Raw genomic sequence first — 20,563 nt, 5'->3', positions numbered from 1 at the left:
GGACTGCAGCAGCAGTTCGTTCTGGTTCGGCGAAAGCCGCAGCAGCATCTCGCCGAAGCAGAGAATGGGGCCGCCAGACGTCTGACCGATCATGGACGCGCCCGGCCGCAAGCCGACGCCTCAGCCGTGAACAGCGACAGATCCACCGCCTGGGCCATGGCTTCATAACCGCTGTCGTTGGGGTGCAAACGGTCCTCGCGACCGAAGTCCAGCCGCAGAGCGTCCGGTTGATCGGGGTTTCGCGTCGCCAGATCGAAGTCGGCGACGCCGTCGAACTCGCCGCTGTCGCGGATGAAGGCGTTGATGGTCTGACGCGCCGTTTCCGAGCGTTCGTCGAACCGTTCGGATCCGCCAAAGGCCGTCAGAGTGCCGCCGATGACCTTGACGCCGCGCAGGTGCAGGCGGCTGATGATCTGGCGATAGCTGGCGATAACCTCGTCAGCGCTGCGGCCTGGGTTGTTCGGATTTCCGTCGTGGCGGATGTCGTTGATGCCTTCGATCAAGAGGACATGGGTGACGCCCGGCAGGGACAGGACATCTCGATCCAGCCGCGCGCGGACGTTGGGACTGCGCCCGTCGCGGACGACCTGATTGCCGCTGATCCCGGCGTTGACGACGACGAAGGCGCCGGGACAGGCCGCTTCCAAACGACGGTCAAGGACCGAGGGCCAGTCGGCGTCAGCGCCCAGGGTCGAGGTCGCGCCCTCGGTGATGGAATCGCCCAGAGCCACCACCACCGCAGGCGGGGCGTTGGTCAGAGCATAGACGGCCGAGATGAAGCTCTGACGACGCTCCAGCGGCGCATCCGAAGACACCGCAGTGTCGCTCTGCCCCAGCCGGACAGCCGTGCGACGCACCACGCCGCGCGTCGGCCCGGGCGCATGAAGACTGACCGTCAGCAGATCTGACCGCTTCAGGTCAATCGCCAGCGGATCGCTGACCAGGGCCACGCCCACGGGAATGATGATCTCGCGCGCGCCGCCGAAGGCGACCGGCAGCATTCGGCCATCAGGACCCGCCGCCGTCATATCGCGCAAGGTCAGCGGTTCCTGGCCCAGTTCGTTGCTGACACGCAGGCGTACGGCCTTTGCCGCCACGCCCACGCGAATGTCCTGACGGATCGTCTGGTCCAGATAACCGAGCGGCGCCTCGGGCGTGCCGTCAAACCGTGCTGGCGCCGCCGCCGCCGTCCAGGCAGGACGCCAGACGGAGGCGTCCTGAGCCAGGGCGGTGGAACCCAGCAGCGCCGACGCCAGCGCGATCGCGGCACACCCGACGCGGATCATGAGAAGAACAGCCCGCCGTTGATGTCCAGATTCACCCCGGTCACGAAGGAGGCGGCGTCCGAGGCCAGATAGGCCACAGTCTCGGCGACTTCCTCGGGGCGGCCCTGACGACGCAGCGGCGTGCTGGCGGCGACGGCGGCGCGAACCTCGTCCTTGGTGAAGATGTCATGGAAGCTGGTGGCGATCATGCCGGGGCACAGGCTGTTGACCCGCACGCCCTTGGGCCCCAACTCCTTGGCCATAGCCCGCGTGAAGGTCATCAGCGCGCCCTTGGACGTCGCATAGATGGCGGCGCCCGGACCGCCCCCATCGCGCCCCGCCAGCGAGGCGAAGTTGATGATCGAACCGCCCTCCGACATCAGCGGCGCCACGGCCCGCGTCATCAGATAGGCGGACTTCAGGTTCAGGGTCATGACCTTGTCGAAGAAGTCTTCGTCGATGTCGGCCAGGGGGCGACGCTCGACCATGCCGCCGGCCAGATTGACCAGAATATCGACCTTGGCGCCGTAGGCCGCCTCGGCGGCGGCGACCAGCGAGGCGACGCCCGCGGCCGTCGTCACATCGGCCCGGTGCACGATGGCCTCGCCGCCCGCAGCGCGGATGCTGTCCAGGGTTTCGGCGGCGGCGGCTTCGTTGTTGGCGAAGTTGATGACCACTTTCGCGCCTTCACGCGCCAGCACCTGTGAAACATCGCGACCGATGTCGCGGCCACCGCCGGTGACGATGGCGACCTTATTGTTGAGGCGCATTAGGAGTCCTTCAGAGCTTTAGACGTGATCGGCTGAACGGGCGCGATGCGACCGGTGACGAACCACAGGGAGAGGAGGGAAAGAGGAACCAGGGCGGCGACCAGAATGAAGATCGGGCCGTAGGAGACCTTGGTCATTGCGGGCACCAACCAGGTGGTGATCAGGGTGCCGGCCACCGCCGCCATGCCGCCGATGCCGGCCAGCGAACCGACCGAACGGCCGTCGAACAGGTCGCCGGGGATGGTCTGGATGTTGCCGATGGCGACCTGGAAGCCGAACAGCACGCCCGCAATCACCAGAACCGCCAGGGTGGGGTCGGTCATGTTTGGCGCCGCCAGCAGGCAGGGGATCATGACCAGACCGCCCAGGGTGACCGTCAGCTTGCGCGCCATCCCGGCCGAACGCCCGGACTTGATCAGCCAGCCCGACAGCCAGCCGCCCAGAAGGCTGCCGATCATGGCGCCGACGAACGGCACCCAAGCGAAGATGCCGATCTGCTTGATGTCGAAGTTGAAGGTTTCGGCCAGATAGATCGGCAGCCAGGAGACAAACAGCCACCAGATCGGGTCCAGGAAGAAGCGCGACAGGATCACGCCCCAGGTCTGACGGTGGCCCAGCATCTGGCCCATGGTCGGGACATAGGCGGGCGCAGGCGGCGCGCCGTCAGCCTTGGCGACAGGCTTGTCCATGATCAGGGCGCGCTCGGCGGCGCTGACCCAGGGGTGGCGGTCCGGTCCGGCGCGATAGATGATCAGCCACGGCAGAACCCAGATGAAGCCCATGGCGCCGACCACCAGGAAGGTGCCCTTCCAGCCGAAGGCGATGAACATCAGGGCGATCAAGGGCGCGGACACGATGGCCCCGATGGAGGCCCCGGCGTTGAAGATGCCCTGGGCGAAGGCGCGCTCCTTGGGCGGGAACCATTCGGCGTTGGCCTTGACCGTGCCCGGCCAGGCGCCCGCCTCGCTAAGCCCCAGCATGGCGCGGAACAGGCTGAACGACAGGATCGAGTTGGCGAAGGCGTGCAGCGCAATCGAGATCGACCAGACGCCGATAGACAGGGCAAAGCCCAACCGCACGCCGATGGCGTCAAACAGCTTGCCGAAGACAAACTGGCCCAAGGCGTAGAACAGCATGAAGATCGTGACCAGGAGGGCGTAGTCCTCCTTGGTCGCGCCGATGTCCGATGCGATTGCGGGCCACATCACCGCCAGGGCGTTGCGGTCGATGTAGTTGATCACCGTAGCGATCGCGATCATCCCGATGATGACCCATCTGATGCCGGATTTCATGGTCATCTCCTCAGCGATCGAACCGGGCGTAGGGGCCGGTCCATTCGTAGGCTTGGCCGTTGATGGTCACGGCATGGGCGGCGGTTGCAGCGACGTCGTCGGCCACGCCGAGCGTCAGGGTCTTGCCGGACACGAGTGTCAGCACGATCACCTCGGCGCCGTTGCTGCGCGCATGGGCGATGTCGGTGATGCGGCTGGTGGCGCCGGACACGGTCTCGGCGGTTCCGTCATAGGCGCCGTGCGGCTCCAGCACCGAGAAGAAGCTGGCCTCGGCCTGCCCCTGCATCCGCTGGATCAGGGCCGGTTCGCGTCTCAGGTTGAAGTTCGGATCATTGGCGCCGCTCTCCACCAGCATGGCGCTGATCGGCGCGGAGGCCGCGAAACGATAGGTGTAGAAACGCCCGCCCAGCAGCCAGGTCAGGCTGCGGGCCTCACTGGAGGCAGGCGCGACCGCGTCGACCCACAGATGCTCATAACCTGCCGCGTCGCCCAGCACCGGACGTTCGCGCACCGAATGCTCCGCTGCAAAGGCCTTGATGATGTGGCCGTTGAAATGCAGCGGCAGGTCATAGTTGGTCGGCGTGGCGCCCTTGGCGCGGAACAGGTCGATAACCACCGGGAAGGCGAGATCGGGATGTTCTACCATCGCCATGGTGCGGGTCAGGGCGACGCCCGCATAGCCGTTGTCCAACCGCGCCGAGGCGATCTGCAGACCGTCTGCGGCGTTGAAGAACAGGGGCGTCGTCGGGTGGTCTTCGCCGACATGCCAGTCTCCGCCGAACTGGCTCTTTTCGCCCACGACCAGCGTATTGTGCGCCACGGTCTGCATGGCCCAGCTGTCGTTCTCGTCCAGATAGCCGCCGCCGTTCTTGGCCTCGATGTTGAGGAAGCGGGCGGCGCCATAGTCGCGGATGACGGCCTGTCCGTTGTCGTAGAACAGCCAGTTCAGCCGGTCGAAATGGCCATGGCCCTGACCCTGCTGGGTGTTCTTCATCACCAGGGCCTGCCCGTTCGCGCCGCCTTGGCGCAGGAAGACCAGATTGCCCAGGTCGCCGTTCGGCCCGTCGCGCAACTGCATCGAGCGGAAATCGAAGGGGCGTGCGGTGCCCGTCGCCACGCCCTGCGCCACCGCCAGACCATCGGGCGACAGGATGGTGCGCCCCTGCCCTTCGGCGATGGACAGCAGACTGGGATCGCGCGTCTGGGCGTAGGCGATGGCGACGCCGGTGACGATCTCTTCGGTGTCCAACCCCTTGTCCGGCATGGCGTCGTTGATCGGGAACAGATAACCCGCGTAGGAGGACTGGATCACGCCGTCGACGGCCTTCAGCAGCACGCCGTCGCGCCGTCCGAAGATGTCGCGCTGAGGCTCGTTCTGCTGGATTGCGCGGGCGAAGATAATGAAGGGCGCTAGGGCGTAGCGTTGGTAATACGGCCCCTCGGCGTAATATCCGTCGGGCGAGAACAACTCGTCCACCTGACGCAGGAAGCCTGCACGCCCGTCCTTGGCGGTGCCGTTCAGGGCGCGCTCGACCAGATCCTGATCACGCAGCACATAGCCCGTCATGCCGACCCCGGCGGTGGCCCAGGTCGCGTGATTGTGGATGCGGTCGAAATAGCTGGCGTTTTCCTCGGACAGGAAGCGGGCCATGCGACGGAAGACGTCAGTGTCGATCCTGTGCCGCTGCTCCGCCGTCAGGGTGTCGCGGATCGCGTCATAGCCTTGCGCCGAATAGACCAGCCAGACCGAGTCGTTCAGGGCCTGCCAGAACAGCCGTCCCTTGACCGAGGAGTTCCCGGCCGGGTGGTTCGACAGGGTCGGATAGAGCCGTGCATATTCCAGCAGCAGATCACGCGCGAAGTCAGCATAAGCGCGGTCGCCGGTCAGGCGATAAAGCGCGCCGGCGCCGGCAATGGCCTTGTAGTTGGCCTTGTGCTGTTCGTGGGTCAGACCGCCACCCAGATCGCGGGGCTGAGGCACATTGATCCCGGCAGCCATTGCGGCGCGCACCTCGCGCTCGACCCGCTGACGCTCGGCTGCGAACATCGGATAGCGATCACCCGCCTGCGCCATCGCGCGCCATTGATCGGCGCTCACCAGAACCGGCGCTGCATCGGCGGCGCGGGCGGTGGCGGAGCGTTCGACGCCTTGGGCCATGGCGCCTGCCGGAACACCGGCGGACAGGGTCGCCAGAACGGCGAGAAGAAGCGGACGGTTCAAGGCATGACCTCCAGCGGCGCAACATTGGTGATCAGGCCGGGCGTGTCTTCGAGGCGGTTGCCGCTCCACACAAAGACGGGTTCGCCCACGCGGCGGAAGAAGCTGGGCGCGCCGCTGGCGATGAACCGATTGCCGCGAACCTCGGCCTTCTGGACGCCGTAGAGTTTGATCGCGCCGCCATCGTCGCCCGCGCGACTGCTGCGCTCAAAGGTGGAGCCGGTCAGGATCAGGCGCGGACCGAATGTGCTTTCGTCCGTGCCGCCGCGGTACAGGTCGATGACCGGCCCCGTCACGTCGCGGAAAACGCTGTCGATGACCTCGACCTCCTCGGCGTTATAGGTTCCCAGGTCGGCGGTTTCAGTGTGACCGGCGATGACCGAGCCCGTGGCCTTGTTCACCGTCACCCGCTCTAGCCGGATACGGTCGGCCAGTGAGCCGGGACCGGCGGCGAATACGTTGAAGCTGCGGTTGACGGTCAGGTCTTCGAAAACCGAATCCTCGACAATCATCTGATAACCCGCCGCGCCTTGCGCCGACCTGATGACAGCAGCGCCCGCCACATCCGGGGCCAGAACACCGGAGACGGTCAGGTGCGACAGACGCAGCGCGCCGCCATTGCCGATCTCGAACAGGCTGGGGCGGGAAAACTGGATTTCCGCGCGCCCGTCTGAGGGCCCCTGCACGGTCACGGCGCGATCCAGACCGATGGTCTGGTTGACGATATAGACGCCGGATTGAAGTTGTATCCGGTCGCCGGGTTGAGCCTGAGCGATGGCCCGGGTCAGGCTGCCCTCGCCCGGTGCGACGGCGTGGACAGCGCCGCTGTCTAGGGCCGCGACCATCACGTCCTTGGGATACCAGGTCACGCCCGTTTCGCTGCGAGGCAGCATGGCCAGGTCGCGACGCGCACCCACGCCGTCGAGGCCGACCGGCGTCAGCAGATGACTGTCCGCGCGTTCAACTGAAACGGACCGGCCTTCAAAGCCCCCCAGGCCGGACTTTGCGGCAGGCGATTGAACATTGTCCGCGAAGGCGATGCCGCTCATGTCGCCCAGAACACGGATCGGATCGCGCCCGTCACGGTTGACGATCAGATTGTTGGCGAAACGACTGTCCACGGGCGCCGCTGACCGCTCCGCATCCATTCCGGCGCCGAACAGCATTTCGTGCGCGTCAATCACCGTGTTGTTTTCGATGACGGCGCCGTCGACCTGAACATAGCGATTAACCGGCGAGTTCGGCACGCCGTACATGATGGTCAGGGCGCTGCCGAAGTTCGTTCCGGTCAGGCCTTCCAAATAGTTGTTACGGACGGTGTTGCGTCGGTTGATCATCCGCACGCCGCCCGCATTGGGCGCGCCATTGCCGATGAAGATATTGTCCTCGACCAGATTGCCATCGCCGTGGCGCAGCACCAGCGCGCCCTGCGACTGGAAGAAGACATTGCCGCGATAGGTGTTGCCGCCAGACTTGTTCGAGATGATCTCGACCTCGCCGTCGCAGCGCTCGAACCAATTGCTGGCGACAGTGGTGAAGGAGTCCGACATCGAATCGTGGCTGGTGCCAACGCGGATCGTCTCGCCGCCATTGGAGCCGAGCACTGGGCGACGACCGAAGTAGTTGTGATCGATGAAGTGGCGGTTCTCCAACCCCTGTTCAGCATCCCGAATGACCACCAGAGTCGTGCCCGCGTTGGTCTTGCCGGTCAGTTGATTGTGGTCGAAGCGGTTGTTGTGGCCGTACAGCGCGACCCAGTTGTCGGACTCGGCGCGGTTCGGCTTTGAAAAGCCGTCGATCACGACATGGGTAACCCGGCTGAAGTTGGCGCGTTCAGCGCGTGACTTGCGGAAGGACAGAACCTCGCCCGTCGGCGACCAGCCGTCACGAAACACCAGGTTCGACACCACCAGATGCTCGCCTGCGAGACTGAGATTGGAACGTCCGGTGATCGTCACACCGCCCGGCGTCTGACCCGTCAGGGTGATGGGCCGATCCGAAGCGCCGCGCCCCGAAAACACGATCTGGAAATCGCGCCACTCTCCGTCCGCCAGGGTCAGGGTGTCGCCCGGCTGCAAACGGGCCACCGCCAAAGCGAACTCGGCCTGGTTCCGCACCAGGGCGGATTCGGCCAAGGCCAGCGATGGTGCGCAAAGACCGGCGGCCGCAGCAATGAATGCGATGAGAGGCGCTTTCGAATCCTGGGTCGACATATTTCCTCCCGACGGATCTTTGCGATCTCTGATGTTCGGAAGCTATGAACTGGCGATCAGGGCGTCAACCAGATTTGCAGACCAATCCAACTTAATTTGTCACGTTCTGTTGCGTCAAAATTGGTTGTCCAATTTTGGGCTAATGGTCAGAGATAAAATCTCCCCCTCGACAGCCCCGTCGAGCGTGACCCGTCACACCCGCCGAATGCTGACCGGATCACCGAAATGCGCCAGGTCAACGTCACCGCGCAGAACAGCCCCCTCTATTCTTGTGCATCAGGCTGTGAGACGCTTGCAGAGAACTCCCCGGACGGGTGTATTGATCAGCCAAAGAGGTCTACGAGTCGTCCATGTCAGAGCTGCGCCTTTATCAGTCGGTCGCCAAACAGATCCGTCAGGCTATCGAAGCTGGAGAATTCCCCGTCGGCGCCCGTTTGCCGGGCGAACGTGAACTGGCGGAACGTTTCAATGTCAGCCGCGTCACCATCCGCGAGGCGGAGATTGCGCTGGAAGCCCTGGGCTGGATCTCCATCAAGACCGGCTCCGGGGTCTATGTCCTGTCGCGTGACGCGCATGTGGCCGGCAGCCTGCCCGACGTCACGGCCTTCGACCTGACCGCCGCCCGCGCCGTGTTCGAGGCCGAGGCCGCCGCCCTGGCCGCCGCCAACATCGACGACGCTTCCCTGGCGGAACTGGAGGGCCTGATCGCCGTCATGTCCAGCCCGACGGCCAGCGACGCGGAATCCAGCAGCGCAGACCAGAAGTTCCACGAGGCCATCGCCCGCATCTCGGGTAATCCGGTGGTTGAACACTGCATCAAGCTGATCTGGCGGATGCGCAACGAACTGCCCAAGGTCAAGCAGGTCTATCAAAGCGTCTGCCATCACGACTGGGACTCGCGAACTGACGAACACGCCGCCATCCTGCACGCCCTGAAGGCCCGCGACCCTCAGGCGTCGCGCGCCGCGATGCGCGACCATTTCCACCGCCTGTTCGAAGCCATGCTGGCCGCCGAAGAGGCCGAGGCCCTGGCCGAAGTGCGGCGCAGGACCCAGCACGACCGCGACCGCTTCATGGCGACCATGTCCGCCCAGGGCTGAGACGACCAGGCCCCAGAAGGCCGCCCATCCGACACTCAACACGCATAAAAAAACCGGCGCCGGATGAACCGACGCCGGGAGGAGAAGTCTGTTGGAAACGGGCGTTGGAGGCCCGGTCGGCAATGGAGACGCTCCCTGTAAGAGAGCATCTCCAACCGATTTTCGACGCGACCTAGAAGCGGATGCTGAGCCCCGCCACGATGCGGCGATCCGTCAGGCCGTTGTAGCAAAGCAGCGCACCATCATTGATGCAGTACTCGTTGGCGTCTTCGCGCGTCAGGTTGATACCCTCGATGCCGACAGTGGCCCACGGGGTGATGTCGTAGTTGACGCTGGCGTTCAGCTGCCCGCGATCACCGCTGATGCGCGGGACATCAAACGCCGAGGTGAAGGCCTCGGTGTTGATGAAGTGCGACCGCCAAGTGTAGCGCAACCGCGCGCTCAGACCCGCCCGCTCATAGAACTGGGTGGTGTTGTAGGCGTACTTGGACAGGTTCTCGAGCTCGACACGGTCCTGCGGCAGCGGGCTGAAGCCCAGGTCACGCGTCGTGTTCCGGGTCAGGCCGACCGTACGATAGCTGGCCACGTTTCCGCCGGTCTTCTGGTAGGTGAAGTTGCCGATGAAGCCGAAGCCGGATGCCCAACCCAGACGATCTTCCCACTGGGAAAGATCATATTGGAAGGCCAGTTCGACGCCCGTCTGGGTCGTCTCGCCATCGACGTTGAAGGTCGAGGTCAAGGGCACGCAGATGCCGTTCTGCCCCTTGGCCGGGTTGTTTACGTTGATGACCGCGATCGGGTTATAGATGCCGCCGCCGGGGCAGGATGGATCACGGCTTCTGTTCACAACCCCATCCACGGCGTTGTCGGGCGGGCTTTCCGTCACGCTGGCGAACAGGTTCTCGCGCACCTTGTGGAAGACGCCGATGCTGACCAGGCTGGACGGTGCGAAATAGTATTCGCCCGACAGGTCGAACGACAGCACGGTTTCCGGCTGCAGGTTCGGATTGCCGCGATTGACGGCCGTGTTCTCGCTGGTCGCGAAGGTCACCGAGGACGACAGGGTGTTGAAATCCGGGCGGCGAATGTCGCGAGCGATGCCCGCCCGCACGACGACATCCTTGCGCGGTTCCGCCACCAGGTTGAAGCGCGGCAGCCAGAAGGCGTACGAGCTCTCGTTCACAGCCGTCGTTGAGGTGGAGCCGGTCACAATCGTATTGCCGGTCGACGTCAGATCGGTGCTGACATAGCGCACGCCGGCGTTGCCGCGCATGGGCACGCCGAAGGCCTCGATGTCAAAATTCCCCTGCAGATAGGCGGTGCGGGTGTCCTCAACGATCTTGAAGAAGGCGCTGGCCTGAGACGTCGGCTCGCCGATCAGCGGGATGTTCGAGCCGTTGGCGGCGTTGCTGGCGGCGATGGCGGCGTTGAATGCCGCCAGGGTCCCGGACGGATCACCAAAGGCGCGCGCGCCATCGATCATCATGAAGTCCGAGAAGAACAGACGCCGACCGTCCGCCGCATCAAAGTTGTTCGGACCCGCGATCATGAAGTCTTTGAACCGGTCCGCGCTGGGTCGATAGAAGGACGAGGTGATGTTGGTGAAGTTGGTGGTGCCGGTGATGTTGTCGTTCAGCGCGCTGGTCTCGTTCCAACGCAGACCCGCTTCGATCGAGGTGATGAACGGCAGGATGCCGTCCATGTCGTAGGACAGGTCAAGGCGCACCGCCTTCTCTTCGTTCTCGCGCACGCTCCGACCCTGAGCCACCTGGTGCAGCCTATAGTTGGCGGGGTCCAGCAACTGCGCCGCGGTCGGGGTCGTCGCCTGCCCCTGAGCCAGACCGAATTGCAGCATGCCATTGCGCAGATCGAACTCGATCGGCACGCCATTGGCCAGAGACACGCCCTGCACCGGCTGCGGCCCGTTCGGATTGACGAATTCCAGCGTGGTGTTGAAGCTCGGCAGGACCGAGTCCGAGGTTGAACGCGACACCTGTCCGCTGACGGACAGACGCTCGCCATGCCACTCGCCGCCGAAGGCGAAGACGCGGCTCTCGGTCAGGCGCGAGCCCGTATCGCTGGTCGTGCGCAGATAGGGCGCCAGATTGCCGTCCATTCTGGGCAGGATGACACCCGCCGCCGCCGCCTGAACCGAACCCAGATCGATGCTGCCGTTAGGCCCCCGGACCGTGCCCAGATTGACCGTTTCGAACGCGGTGTTCGTCGTCCTGTCGACAACGCCATTGTCCGAGATCGTCGAGATCTGGACCGTCGAGCTTTGCTCCGCACGCTGCTGATCGTTCAGCGTCGCATCGAAATAGAACTTCAGATTATCGCGCGGCTTCCACTCTGCCGATCCCGAGAAGTTCTTGGTTTCGTACTGGAAATTATCATAGTCCTGATTGAAGAACTGGACACGCAGGAAGGGGAAGGCTTCAGCGCTGGCGCGGCCCGAGTTGGGCGTGACAACGGCGTCACGGTCGACGCGAGGACGGAAGGCCGCGACATCCTGCTCGGCATAGCTGAAGCTGCCGACCAGACCGATCTTGCCTATGCTGGTATCCCAGCGACGCCCGATGGTGCCCGAATAGCGTGGCGTCGCCGTATCCGTCAGATCGCTGTATTCCGACTGCGCCCTGACCGCGAAAAGCGGCTCGGCCAAATCCAGAGGCCGAATGGTGCGCAGGTTGATGGTGCCGCCGACAGAACCTTCGATCGTCTTGGCTTCAGGCACCTTGATCACCTGAACCGAACTGATCATCGAGGCCGCAAGGTCGTCGAAGCTGATGCCAGAACGCCCCGATCCCGAGCCCACGGTTGAGACCCCGTTGATCTCTACGCGGTTCGCATCCGTGCCGCGGATCTGCACCCCGCGGCCGACACCGGCCTCGCGGGTGATCTGAATGCCGGTGACGTTCTCAAGCACTTCGGCGAGGTTCTGGTCCGGCAGCTTGCCGATATCTTCGGCTTCAATGACTTCAACCAGGTTGTTGGCGTTGCGCTTTTGCGAAATCGCATTCTGCAGCGACGCCCGAATGCCAGTGACGACGACTTCGCCGACTTCCTGCGCGCCGTCCGCAGCATCGTCCTGCCCTTCCAGCACACTCTGAGCAAATGCCGGACCAGCGAACATGATCGCCGTACCCGCCATCAGGATCGTGGCCAACCGCCGGTTCGATCCCACCCTGGCGCGGGTGATCTCCATACGCCTCATCCTAAGCCTCCCAAACTTTTTATTTGTTGGCTTAACGCTGGATTGGCATGGCACTTCTGTCAACCTATTTTCGAGCCGATATGTCTACATTTTAACGAACCAATTGGTTGACCAATTTGCGAGCCGCCCATTCGATTTCCGTTATATATTTAGGCACCTAAGTATCTGCATTTCCGAAAACAGTTTGATCCGAGGGCATGCGCTGGCGAACCCACAAGGAAATTCCATCGCAGGTTACAGCTTGGCCTTAGGTGTCGACGCACATCAAAAAACCCGCCGGTCTTACGACGGGCGGGCTTCTACAACTCAGAGCATAACAGCAGGGCTGATCGATATCAGCACAATATAGCCAGAGGCCACACCACCCCACCGATGGCGAGCAGGCGCTTCAACCTGCAAAAAACCTCAGCTCGGTTTGAGATCGGTATGGCAGATGCTCATCTATCCGCGTCGTCGGGAAATGCGGCTGGTTCGGCGAATCCGGGAAATGCTGGGTTTCCAGACAGACGCCTGCCGTTGGGTTGATCTGTTCGCCGTTTCTACCTTGAAGCTCTGGCAGATAACCACCGGAATAGACCTGTAGCCCCGGCTCGGTGGTCCAGACCTCAAGGCGGCGGCCCGTTGCGGCATGGGACAGGGTCGCGGCGTGGCGCGGTGTGTCGGCGAATTGATCGCCCAGCACATAGTTGTGGTTCAGGCCGCGCGTTCCGGCCAGTGCGGCCTGATCGATGATGGCGCCCAGACGACGCGGCGCGGTCAGATCCAGTGGGCCTCCCAGCACCGAGACGATATCGCCCGTCGGAATGCAGGCGTCGTCGGCGGGCGTATAATGGTTGGCCAAGACCGCGACTTCATGCGCGTGGATAGTTCGCTCCACCCCGGTGGCGAGATTGAAATAGGGGTGGGTCGTCAGGTTGATATGCGTCGGGCGATCCGTCGTGGCGAAATAGCGCAGGACCAGCCTGTTCTCATCCGCTGCGACCACGACTTCAAGCGAGACTGAGACCGCGCCGGGAAAGCCCTGATCGCCGTCAGGACTGTGATGGATCAGGCGCACGCCGATCTCATCGGCCAGAGGCGTCATGGTCCAGACCGCCTGATTGAAACCGACCGGTCCGCCGTGAAGCTGGTTCGCGCCTTCGTTCGCGGCCAGCCGATATTCCCGCCCATCCAGCGTGAAGCGCGCGCCGCCGATGCGGTTGGCGTAACGGCCTACGGTGGCCCCGAAATAGGGGCCTGCCGCGCGGTAGGCGTCGGTCAGATAGTCTTCCAGCGCCGCAAACCCCAGCACTGTCTCGCCGAGGGTTCCGTCGCGGTCCGGCGCCAGTATCGAAACGATGCGCGCGCCGAAGTCGCTGATGCGCACCTCGAAACCACGACCATTGCTCAGGGTCGCCAACTGGACAGGGCGGCCGTCATCCAGCCGCCCCCAGGGCCTGATCTCAACGCCCATCAGAGTTTGGCCAGACGACCGCCGTCGACCTCCATCGAGACGCCGGTGACGAACCGGGCATCATCTGACGCCAGGAACAGGACGGGACCGGCGACATCATCCGGCTGGCCCACGTCGCCGGGCGCCAGCACCTCGGCGCCTGAGGCGATGTTGGGACTGTCCCACAGCATGGGCGTGTCGATGGCGCCGGGCAGGATGGCGTTGACGCGGACGCCCTTGGCGCGGCCCTCGATGGAAGCGGTGCGGGTCAGGCTGAGCAAGCCCGCCTTGGCGGCGGCGTAGGGGGCGACATCGGGGCTGGTCTGGCGCGCGTGAATGGAGGCGATATTCACCACCGATCCACCCGGCTGCATCAGGCGCAGGGCATGGCCGGTCAGCAGGGCCGCGCCGATCAGATTGACGTTCAGCAGCCGTCGCCAGTCGTCGCCGGTCAGATCAGCGATCGGACGATAGATCATCTGACCCGCGACATTGACCACCACATCCAGACTGCCGTGACGATCAACAGAGGTCTGCACCGCCGCCGCAACGGCGGCTTCATCGCCAATGTCGCAGGCCAGAGACTGGACGTCAGCCGCGCCCAAGGCCTTCAGTTCCGCCACGATCTCCCCGCCCTGATCGGCATTCAGATCCAGCAGGGTAAGGCGCGCGCCCTCGGCGGCGAAGCGCCGGGCGACGGCCAGACCGATGCCGCCCAGAGCGCCAGTGATGATGACGGCGCGGTTTTCGAAACGAGGCTTCATGAACGCGAACTCAGGCTTTGGAAGGCGTGGAGGCAGACGTGCGGCGGCGCAGGAAACCGGCGCCCAGCAGACCCGGCGACTGGCGCAGACGGTCGAACATCACCGCCGCCAGCAGAATGCCGCCACGCACCACGAACTGATAGAAGGTCGGCACGTCCAGCAGGTTCAGCGCATTCTGGGCCGCCCCCATGATCAGCACCCCGACGATGACGCCGGTGATGGTGGCGATGCCGCCAGACAGGGACACCCCGCCGAGGACGCAGGCCGAGATGACTGCAAGCTCCAACCCCTGACTGGTGTTCGGCTGGCCGCTGGTGATGCGCGAAGCCAGGACAATGCCCGCCACGCCCGCCGCCAGACCCTGCAGCACGAAGACCAGAACCCGGACGCGATTGACGGGAACCCCGGCCAGACGCGCAGCCTCGGGGTTGCCGCCGATGGCCAGGACATTGCGGCCGAACACCGTGCGGTTCAGCACAATGGCGAAGACCACAAAACAGATCAGCGCAATCCAGATCGGATAGTTGATGCCCAGGAACGACCCTGAACCCAGAACATAGAACCGCTCGACAGGAATAGAGACAGCCTCTCCGCCCGACACCAGGAAGGCCAGACCGCGTACGATCTCCATGGTCGCCAGGGTGACGATCAGTGAGTTCAGCTTGAACTTGGCCACGACAAAGCCGTTCATCAGACCGACCAGTGCACCTGCCGCAAGGCCTGCGCCAACCCCCAGCAGGATACTGTTGGTCGAGGCCATGACCACCGCGCAGAGCACGCCCGCCAGAGCCGTGGTCGAGCCGACCGATAGGTCCACCTCCCGCAGCGCCAGAACCAGCATCATGGTCGGGGCGATGGTGCCGACCAGGGTCACGGACAGGATCAGCCCGCGCATGTTCCGCACGCCCAGGAAGTCGGGCACGAACACGGAAAGCAGGACAAAAAGAACCGCCAGCATCACCAGAGGTCCGGCGGCGCTGAAGCGACGAATTGAGGACAGAGGGTTCGACATCATCGGACTTTCGGACAATCAGACGGAACCGGCGGCGTCGGGCAGCGCCAGCCTGAGAAGAAGATCGGGCGTGGCCTCATCGCGCGGCACGATGCCCGCGACTGCGCCTTCGCACATGACCACGATACGGTCGGCGACACCCATCACCTCCGGCATGTCGCTGGAGGCGAACAGGACGGTCTTGCCGCTCTCGGCCAGACGATAGATGTGGCCATAGATTTCGCTGCGGGCGCCGACATCGATGCCCCGCGTCGGCTCATCCATCAGCAGGATGTTGGACTCTGCCGCCAGCCAGCGCGCGATGACCGCCTTTTGCTGATTGCCGCCGGACAGGGAGCCGATGGCGGTCGCCGCCGACGCGGTCTTGACCCGCATCAGGGCGATCAGGTCATCGGCCTGTTTCGCCTCTGCCCCCATGTTCAGGAAGGCCTTGATGCGGCCGGCCAGATTACGCGGCGCGACCACGATGTTTTCCCGCACCGAGGCCAGAGGGAAGATCGCCTCTCCTTTCCGGTCCTCGGGACACAGGGCCATGCCGGCGGCGATGCCGTCACGCGGACTGTTCACCGATGAGGCTGCGCCGTGCAGACGAACCCGCCCCGCCGTCGGGGCCACAGCGCCGTACAGCAGCTTGAACAGTTCAGACCGCCCGGCGCCGACCAGCCCGAAGAAGCCCAGAATCTCGCCCTTGCGGGCCGTGACACCGACCGGGCGGCTCAGCCCCGGCCCCAGCAGGCCTTCAGCCGCGATCACCTCTTCGCCCAGAGGACGGGCGCGATAGTCATAGATGTCGGCGATGGCGCGCCCCGCCATGTCGGAGATCAACTGCGCCTCGGGCAGGTCCGCCATGCGCGGATAATCGACCACGTGGCGACCGTCGCGCAGGACGGTGACGCTGTCGCACAGGGCGAAAACCTCCTCCATCCGGTGACTGACATAGAGGATGGCGCGGCCCTCTGCGGCGAGATCACGGATGATCCGCATCAGGGTTTTGGTCTCGCGCGCGCTGAGCGAACTGGTCGGTTCGTCAAAGGCGATGATGCGGGCGTCGCGCAGCAACGCCTTGCCGATCTCGATCATCTGGCGCTTGCCGATAGACAGGGCGCTGACCGGCGTGTCGGGGTCGATGTCCTCGCCTAGCCGTTTCAGGATTTCGCCAGCACGCGCGCGGATCGCCGCCTTGTCGAGCAGACCGCCCTTGGTGGGGTAGGAGCCCAAAAGCAGGTTCTCGGCGACGCTCATGTCCGGCGCCAGATGCAGTTCCTGGTGAATGATCGACACGCCTGCTGCGGCGCTGTCACGCGGCGAGGCGAAGGCGACCGGCTCGCCCGCGACCGTCAGGCCGCCGCTGTCAGGCCGATACTCGCCCGCCAGAATCTTCAACAGAGTGGACTTGCCCGCCCCATTCTCGCCCATCAGGGCGCGGATCTCGCCCGGACGCACCGAGAAGCTGACCCCGTCCAGCGCCACAACGCCGGGAAAAACCTTGCCGACGCCGGAATATGAAAGCAGCGCCCCTTCCTCCCTTGGGGTCATTACGCCTTCTCCGCCGCAAGCAACTGTCTGAAGTTTTCCCGCGTCATCATCGTCCCTGTTGTCAGGGTCAGCGGCGCGGGCCGAATATCTCGTGTGATCCAGTCGTACATGGCCGACGCCGTGTCATAGCCGTGCTTGCGTGGACTGAGCAGGACCGAGCCGTAGAAACCCGTCGGCCTGGCCTTGACGAACTCGGCCTCCGCCGTGCCCGACCCGCCGATGCCGACGCCGATGACATTGTCGGCGCCCAGTTTCAGCCCCTCGGCCGCGCGGACGCCGCCCAGAACGGCCTCGTCGTTCAGGCCGACCATGATCCAGTTTCGAAGATCAGGACGGCGCGTCAGCACCGGCGACGCCGCCGTGAACCCGCCCTCGGTGTCGGTCGTACGCTGGGGGGCGTCCACGATGTTGGCGGCAGGCACGCCCGCCTTCAACAGGGCGCTGCGGGCGCCGAAGGTGCGCTCCCGCGCCGTCTCCAGACTATCGAAGGCGATGCGCAAAACGCCGATCTGGTCGGTCTTCCAGCCCCGTCTATGGGCTTCGTCCAGCGCCGACGCTCCGGCCAGCTCCCCGATCTTGAAGGCCGAGATGCCGACGTGGGGGATATCTGCAATCGGCTGGCCGGTCGGGCCGACCAGACGGTCGTCCACCGACATGAGCTTCAGGTTGTTGACCTTGGCGCGCTGGTAGATGGCCGTGCCCAGACGGGGGTCCGGCGCACAGATGACAAAGCCGCCTGCATTCTTGGCCGCCAGATTGTCGATGGCCGTCAACACCCGGTCACCATCGGCGGCACCGATGCGAATCAGGTTGAAGCCGCGGGCGACAGCCGCCTGCCCGGCATAGCGCCATTCATCCTGAAACCACTGTTCCTCAGGCTGTTTGACGATGAAGCCGATCCGCACGCGCTCATCGCGCGGCTGACAGGCGCCGAGCAGAGAGACCGCGCCGCCGGCCGCTGCCCCCAGCAACAGATGACGACGACCGATCACCATTCGCGGAAGCTCCCGTCGGCGCCGCGCCAGATCGGGTTGCGCCAGTTGTGCGGCTGGGCCGCCACTTCCCGCACAAGCTCCTCGTTGATCTCGACGCCCAGCCCGGCTCCAGCCAGAGCCTCAACCATGCCGTCCTTCACGTCGAAGACCTCGGGGTTACGCATATAACTGAGCAGATCGTGACCCACGTTGTAGTGGATGCCCAGCGACATTTCCTGAATGACGAAGTTCGGGGTCGTCAGGGCCAACTGCATGCAGGCGCCCAGCGCAATCGGTCCCAGCGGACAGTGCGGGGCGACCGCCACATCATAGGCCTCAGCCATAGCCGCGATACGGCGGCATTCCGACAGACCGCCTGCATGGCTCAGGTCCGGCTGGATCACATCTACCGCGCCAGATTCGAAGAAGGGCTTATATTCCCAACGGCTGTAGAGACGCTCACCCAGGGCGATGGGCAGGGTCGTCAGGCGCGACAGCTGGATCAACCCTTCGACATTCTCCGACAGCAGCGGCTCTTCGATGAACAGCGGGCGGTGCGGCTCCAGCGCCGCCGCAAGCTGTTTGGCCATCGGCTTGTGCACCCGACCGTGGAAGTCCAGCGCCACGTCCATGTCCAGCGCACGCACGGCGGCGACGCGCTCCAGCGCCTCATCGAATGCATGGGCGCCGTCCAGCCAGCCGATCTCCTCGGTGGCGTTCATCTTCACGGCCTTAAAGCCCTGCGCCAGTCGGGCCTTGGCGGCGTCGACGACATCATTGGGCCGGTCGCCGCCGATCCAGGCATAGACCGGAACCCGGTCGCGCACCCGTCCGCCCAGCAACTGCCAGACCGGCACGCCGAACCGGCGCCCCTTCAGATCCCACAGCGCCTGATCCAGCCCCGACAGGGCCGACATCAGCACCGCACCGCCGCGATAGAAGCCGCCACGATAGGCGATCTGCCAGACATCCTCGATCCGCTCGGCGTCCGCGCCGATGAACCGATCACGCAGGGAGGCGAAGACGCCATCCACGGCCTCGGCATGGCCTTCAAGGCTGGCTTCGCCCCAGCCCACGGCGCCGTCACGTGTTTCGACACGCACGAACAGCCAGCGCGGCGCCACGGCGAATGTCTCGATGCGCACGATTTCGCGCGACCGTGACGCGCCGACGGTCAGGTCTCCAAAATCCTCAGTCATGGTCACGTTGTCCGACTGGGACGGGGGACAGGACATCCCGCATCAGGGCCTCGCTCAATCTCGTCGGGCGACGCCACGCCGCCCCTGAAGCCTATGGGTAGAATGCGAAAACAGAGGTCGTCAATCTTTTATCATATAAATATGCAATATGGACATTCACCGGCCGCTTCGCCTAGTTTCGCAGGCCTCAAGTGACGCGCCCCCGGAGCCGCCCGCCATGACCACTGCCGCCCAGACGCGCACCGACTACGCCGTGATCGCCCGCGCAGATCGCGACCTGCTGGGCGAGGGTCCGCTGTGGTCTGCGCGCGAGAACGCCCTCTATTGGGTGGACATCAAGGCGCCGCGCGTGAACCGGCTGTCGCTGGCGGATGGCGCGGTCCAGACCTGGTCCATGCCCGAGCAGATCGGTTGGCTGATCGAACGACGCGAGGTGCCCGGCTTCATCGCAGGCTTCAAGAGCGGCTTTGCCCAACTGACGCTGGAGCCCCTTTCGATCACCCCGATCGGCGCGCCGGAACCGCACCTGCCCGACAACCGCATGAACGACGCCAAGGCGGACCGGCACGGCCGCATCTGGGCCGGAACCATGGACGAGCGCAGCGGACCACAGCCGCAAGGATCGCTCTATCGGCTGGACACGGACCTGACGTGGCGCACCGCCGACACCGGCTATCGCATCGCCAACGGCCCGACCTTCAGCCCGGACGGCCAAACCCTCTATCACACCGACAGTGCGGCAGGCGTCGTCTATCGCTTCGATGTCACGGACGAAGGGACGCTGGAGAACCGCCAGACCTTCGTCACGCTGGGCGACGGTGAAAGCCCGGACGGCATGACCACCGACGCCGAGGGCGGTGTCTGGATCGCGGTCTGGGACGGCGCGCGTGTCAGCCGCTATGGCCCCGACGGCGTGCTGGACCGCTCCATCGCCCTGCCCGCCCGCCAGATCACAAGCTGCACCTTCGCCGGCCCCAATCTGGACCGGATGTTCGTGACCTCCGCCGCCATCGGGCGGGAAGACGAGGCTCTGGCCGGCGCCCTGTTTGAAATTGATCCCGGCGTGCGCGGCCTTGCGCCCCATGCCTTTGGCGGCTGAAGGAGCCTGCACCCCATGATCCAGTGGACCGAAGTCCTGAACACCCTGCCGCTGGTGGCGATCCTGCGCGGCCTGACGCCGGACGAGGCCGTGCCGGTCGGCGAGGCGCTTTACGAAGCCGGTTTCCGCTGCCTCGAGGTGCCGCTGAACTCGCCCTCGCCGCTTGACAGCATCCGGCGTCTGGCCGACGCCATGGGTGACCGCGCCATCGTCGGCGCCGGGACGGTGCTGAACGCACAGGCGGTGCGTGACGTCGCCGATGCGGGCGGCCGGATCATCATCTCGCCCAACACCAATGTCGACGTGATCCGCACGGCCAAGGCGGCAGGCCTGATCTCCTTCCCCGCCTTCTACACCGCCTCCGAGGCCTTCACCGCCATCGACGCGGGCGCGGATGCGCTGAAGCTGTTTCCGGCTGAAACCGCAGGCCCCTCCACACTGAAGGCCCTGAAGGCTGTCCTGCCCAAGACCACGC

At 64.7% G+C, this 20,563-nt stretch carries 15 protein-coding genes; 3 read left to right on the top strand and 12 right to left on the bottom strand.

Annotation, left to right across the window (positions count from 1 at the left end; all coding sequences use genetic code 11):
• Window positions 1–89 precede the first annotated feature (89 nt).
• The 5 genes from QZ281_RS11765 to QZ281_RS11745 are packed head-to-tail and all read right to left on the bottom strand — an operon-like array spanning window position 90 to window position 7,680.
• The gene (locus QZ281_RS11765; protein WP_292228575.1) at window positions 90–1,286 is read right to left on the bottom strand and encodes an SGNH/GDSL hydrolase family protein; all 1,197 of its coding nucleotides are present in this window, start codon (window positions 1,284–1,286) and stop codon (window positions 90–92) included.
• Complete coding sequence (locus QZ281_RS11760) at window positions 1,283–2,035, bottom strand: glucose 1-dehydrogenase (protein WP_292228573.1); 753 nt, start codon at window positions 2,033–2,035, stop codon at window positions 1,283–1,285. The genes QZ281_RS11765 and QZ281_RS11760 overlap by 4 nt, the downstream gene beginning before the upstream one ends.
• On the bottom strand, window positions 2,035–3,327 hold the full coding sequence (locus QZ281_RS11755; RefSeq protein ID WP_292228571.1) for an MFS transporter: 1,293 nt from the start codon (window positions 3,325–3,327) through the stop codon (window positions 2,035–2,037). The genes QZ281_RS11760 and QZ281_RS11755 overlap by 1 nt, the downstream gene beginning before the upstream one ends.
• A gap of 10 nt (window positions 3,328–3,337) precedes the next feature.
• Complete coding sequence (locus QZ281_RS11750) at window positions 3,338–5,548, bottom strand: heparinase II/III family protein (protein WP_292228569.1); 2,211 nt, start codon at window positions 5,546–5,548, stop codon at window positions 3,338–3,340.
• Window positions 5,545–7,680: a chondroitinase-B domain-containing protein gene (locus QZ281_RS11745; protein WP_292228566.1), complete on the bottom strand. Its 2,136-nt coding sequence runs from the start codon at window positions 7,678–7,680 to the stop codon at window positions 5,545–5,547. The genes QZ281_RS11750 and QZ281_RS11745 overlap by 4 nt, the downstream gene beginning before the upstream one ends.
• Before the next feature lie 428 nt (window positions 7,681–8,108).
• On the opposite strand from QZ281_RS11745, the gene QZ281_RS11740 reads away from it, so the two are divergent.
• Window positions 8,109–8,858 carry a FadR/GntR family transcriptional regulator gene (locus QZ281_RS11740; protein ID WP_292228564.1) on the top strand — a complete coding sequence of 250 codons (750 nt, stop codon included), beginning with the start codon at window positions 8,109–8,111 and terminating at the stop codon, window positions 8,856–8,858.
• A 172-nt stretch (window positions 8,859–9,030) separates the two neighbouring features.
• On the opposite strand, the gene QZ281_RS11735 is transcribed toward QZ281_RS11740, so the two are convergent.
• The 7 genes from QZ281_RS11735 to dgoD all read right to left on the bottom strand — a co-directional run bounded on the left by QZ281_RS11735 (window position 9,031) and on the right by dgoD (window position 18,989).
• Window positions 9,031–12,063, bottom strand: a complete 3,033-nt coding sequence (locus QZ281_RS11735) for a TonB-dependent receptor (RefSeq protein WP_292228562.1) — start codon at window positions 12,061–12,063, stop codon at window positions 9,031–9,033.
• A gap of 397 nt (window positions 12,064–12,460) precedes the next feature.
• Window positions 12,461–13,525 (bottom strand): aldose epimerase family protein, encoded by a 1,065-nt coding sequence (locus QZ281_RS11730; protein WP_292228560.1) that lies wholly within the window; start codon window positions 13,523–13,525, stop codon window positions 12,461–12,463.
• Window positions 13,525–14,268 carry an SDR family NAD(P)-dependent oxidoreductase gene (locus tag QZ281_RS11725; RefSeq protein WP_292228558.1) on the bottom strand — a complete coding sequence of 248 codons (744 nt, stop codon included), beginning with the start codon at window positions 14,266–14,268 and terminating at the stop codon, window positions 13,525–13,527. Before QZ281_RS11725 ends, QZ281_RS11730 begins: the two co-directional genes overlap by 1 nt.
• 10 nt (window positions 14,269–14,278) lie before the next feature.
• Entirely contained in the window at window positions 14,279–15,283 is a 1,005-nt protein-coding gene (gene araH / locus QZ281_RS11720; RefSeq protein WP_292228556.1) for an L-arabinose ABC transporter permease AraH, read from the bottom strand.
• Between the two features lie 15 nt (window positions 15,284–15,298).
• The gene (gene araG, locus QZ281_RS11715; RefSeq protein ID WP_292228554.1) at window positions 15,299–16,816 is read right to left on the bottom strand and encodes an L-arabinose ABC transporter ATP-binding protein AraG; all 1,518 of its coding nucleotides are present in this window, start codon (window positions 16,814–16,816) and stop codon (window positions 15,299–15,301) included.
• Window positions 16,816–17,811: a substrate-binding domain-containing protein gene (locus tag QZ281_RS11710; RefSeq protein ID WP_292228552.1), complete on the bottom strand. Its 996-nt coding sequence runs from the start codon at window positions 17,809–17,811 to the stop codon at window positions 16,816–16,818. Before QZ281_RS11710 ends, araG begins: the two co-directional genes overlap by 1 nt.
• A complete protein-coding gene (gene dgoD / locus QZ281_RS11705) occupies window positions 17,805–18,989 on the bottom strand; it encodes a galactonate dehydratase (protein ID WP_292228550.1) in 1,185 nt (394 codons plus the stop codon). Before dgoD ends, QZ281_RS11710 begins: the two co-directional genes overlap by 7 nt.
• A gap of 217 nt (window positions 18,990–19,206) precedes the next feature.
• Here dgoD and QZ281_RS11700 point away from each other — a divergent pair, with 217 nt between their 5' ends.
• Both QZ281_RS11700 and QZ281_RS11695 read left to right on the top strand, forming a co-directional pair.
• A complete protein-coding gene (locus QZ281_RS11700) occupies window positions 19,207–20,088 on the top strand; it encodes an SMP-30/gluconolactonase/LRE family protein (RefSeq protein ID WP_292228548.1) in 882 nt (293 codons plus the stop codon).
• A gap of 15 nt (window positions 20,089–20,103) precedes the next feature.
• Window positions 20,104–20,563, top strand: a 460-nt coding sequence (locus tag QZ281_RS11695) for a 2-dehydro-3-deoxy-6-phosphogalactonate aldolase (protein ID WP_292228546.1), incomplete at its 3' end; no start/stop codon positions are given.

Origin of the sequence: Brevundimonas sp. (assembly GCF_018608325.1) — a bacterium.
Lineage (GTDB): Bacteria > Pseudomonadota > Alphaproteobacteria > Caulobacterales > Caulobacteraceae > Brevundimonas.
This window is presented reverse-complemented; position numbering and strand designations above follow the sequence as displayed.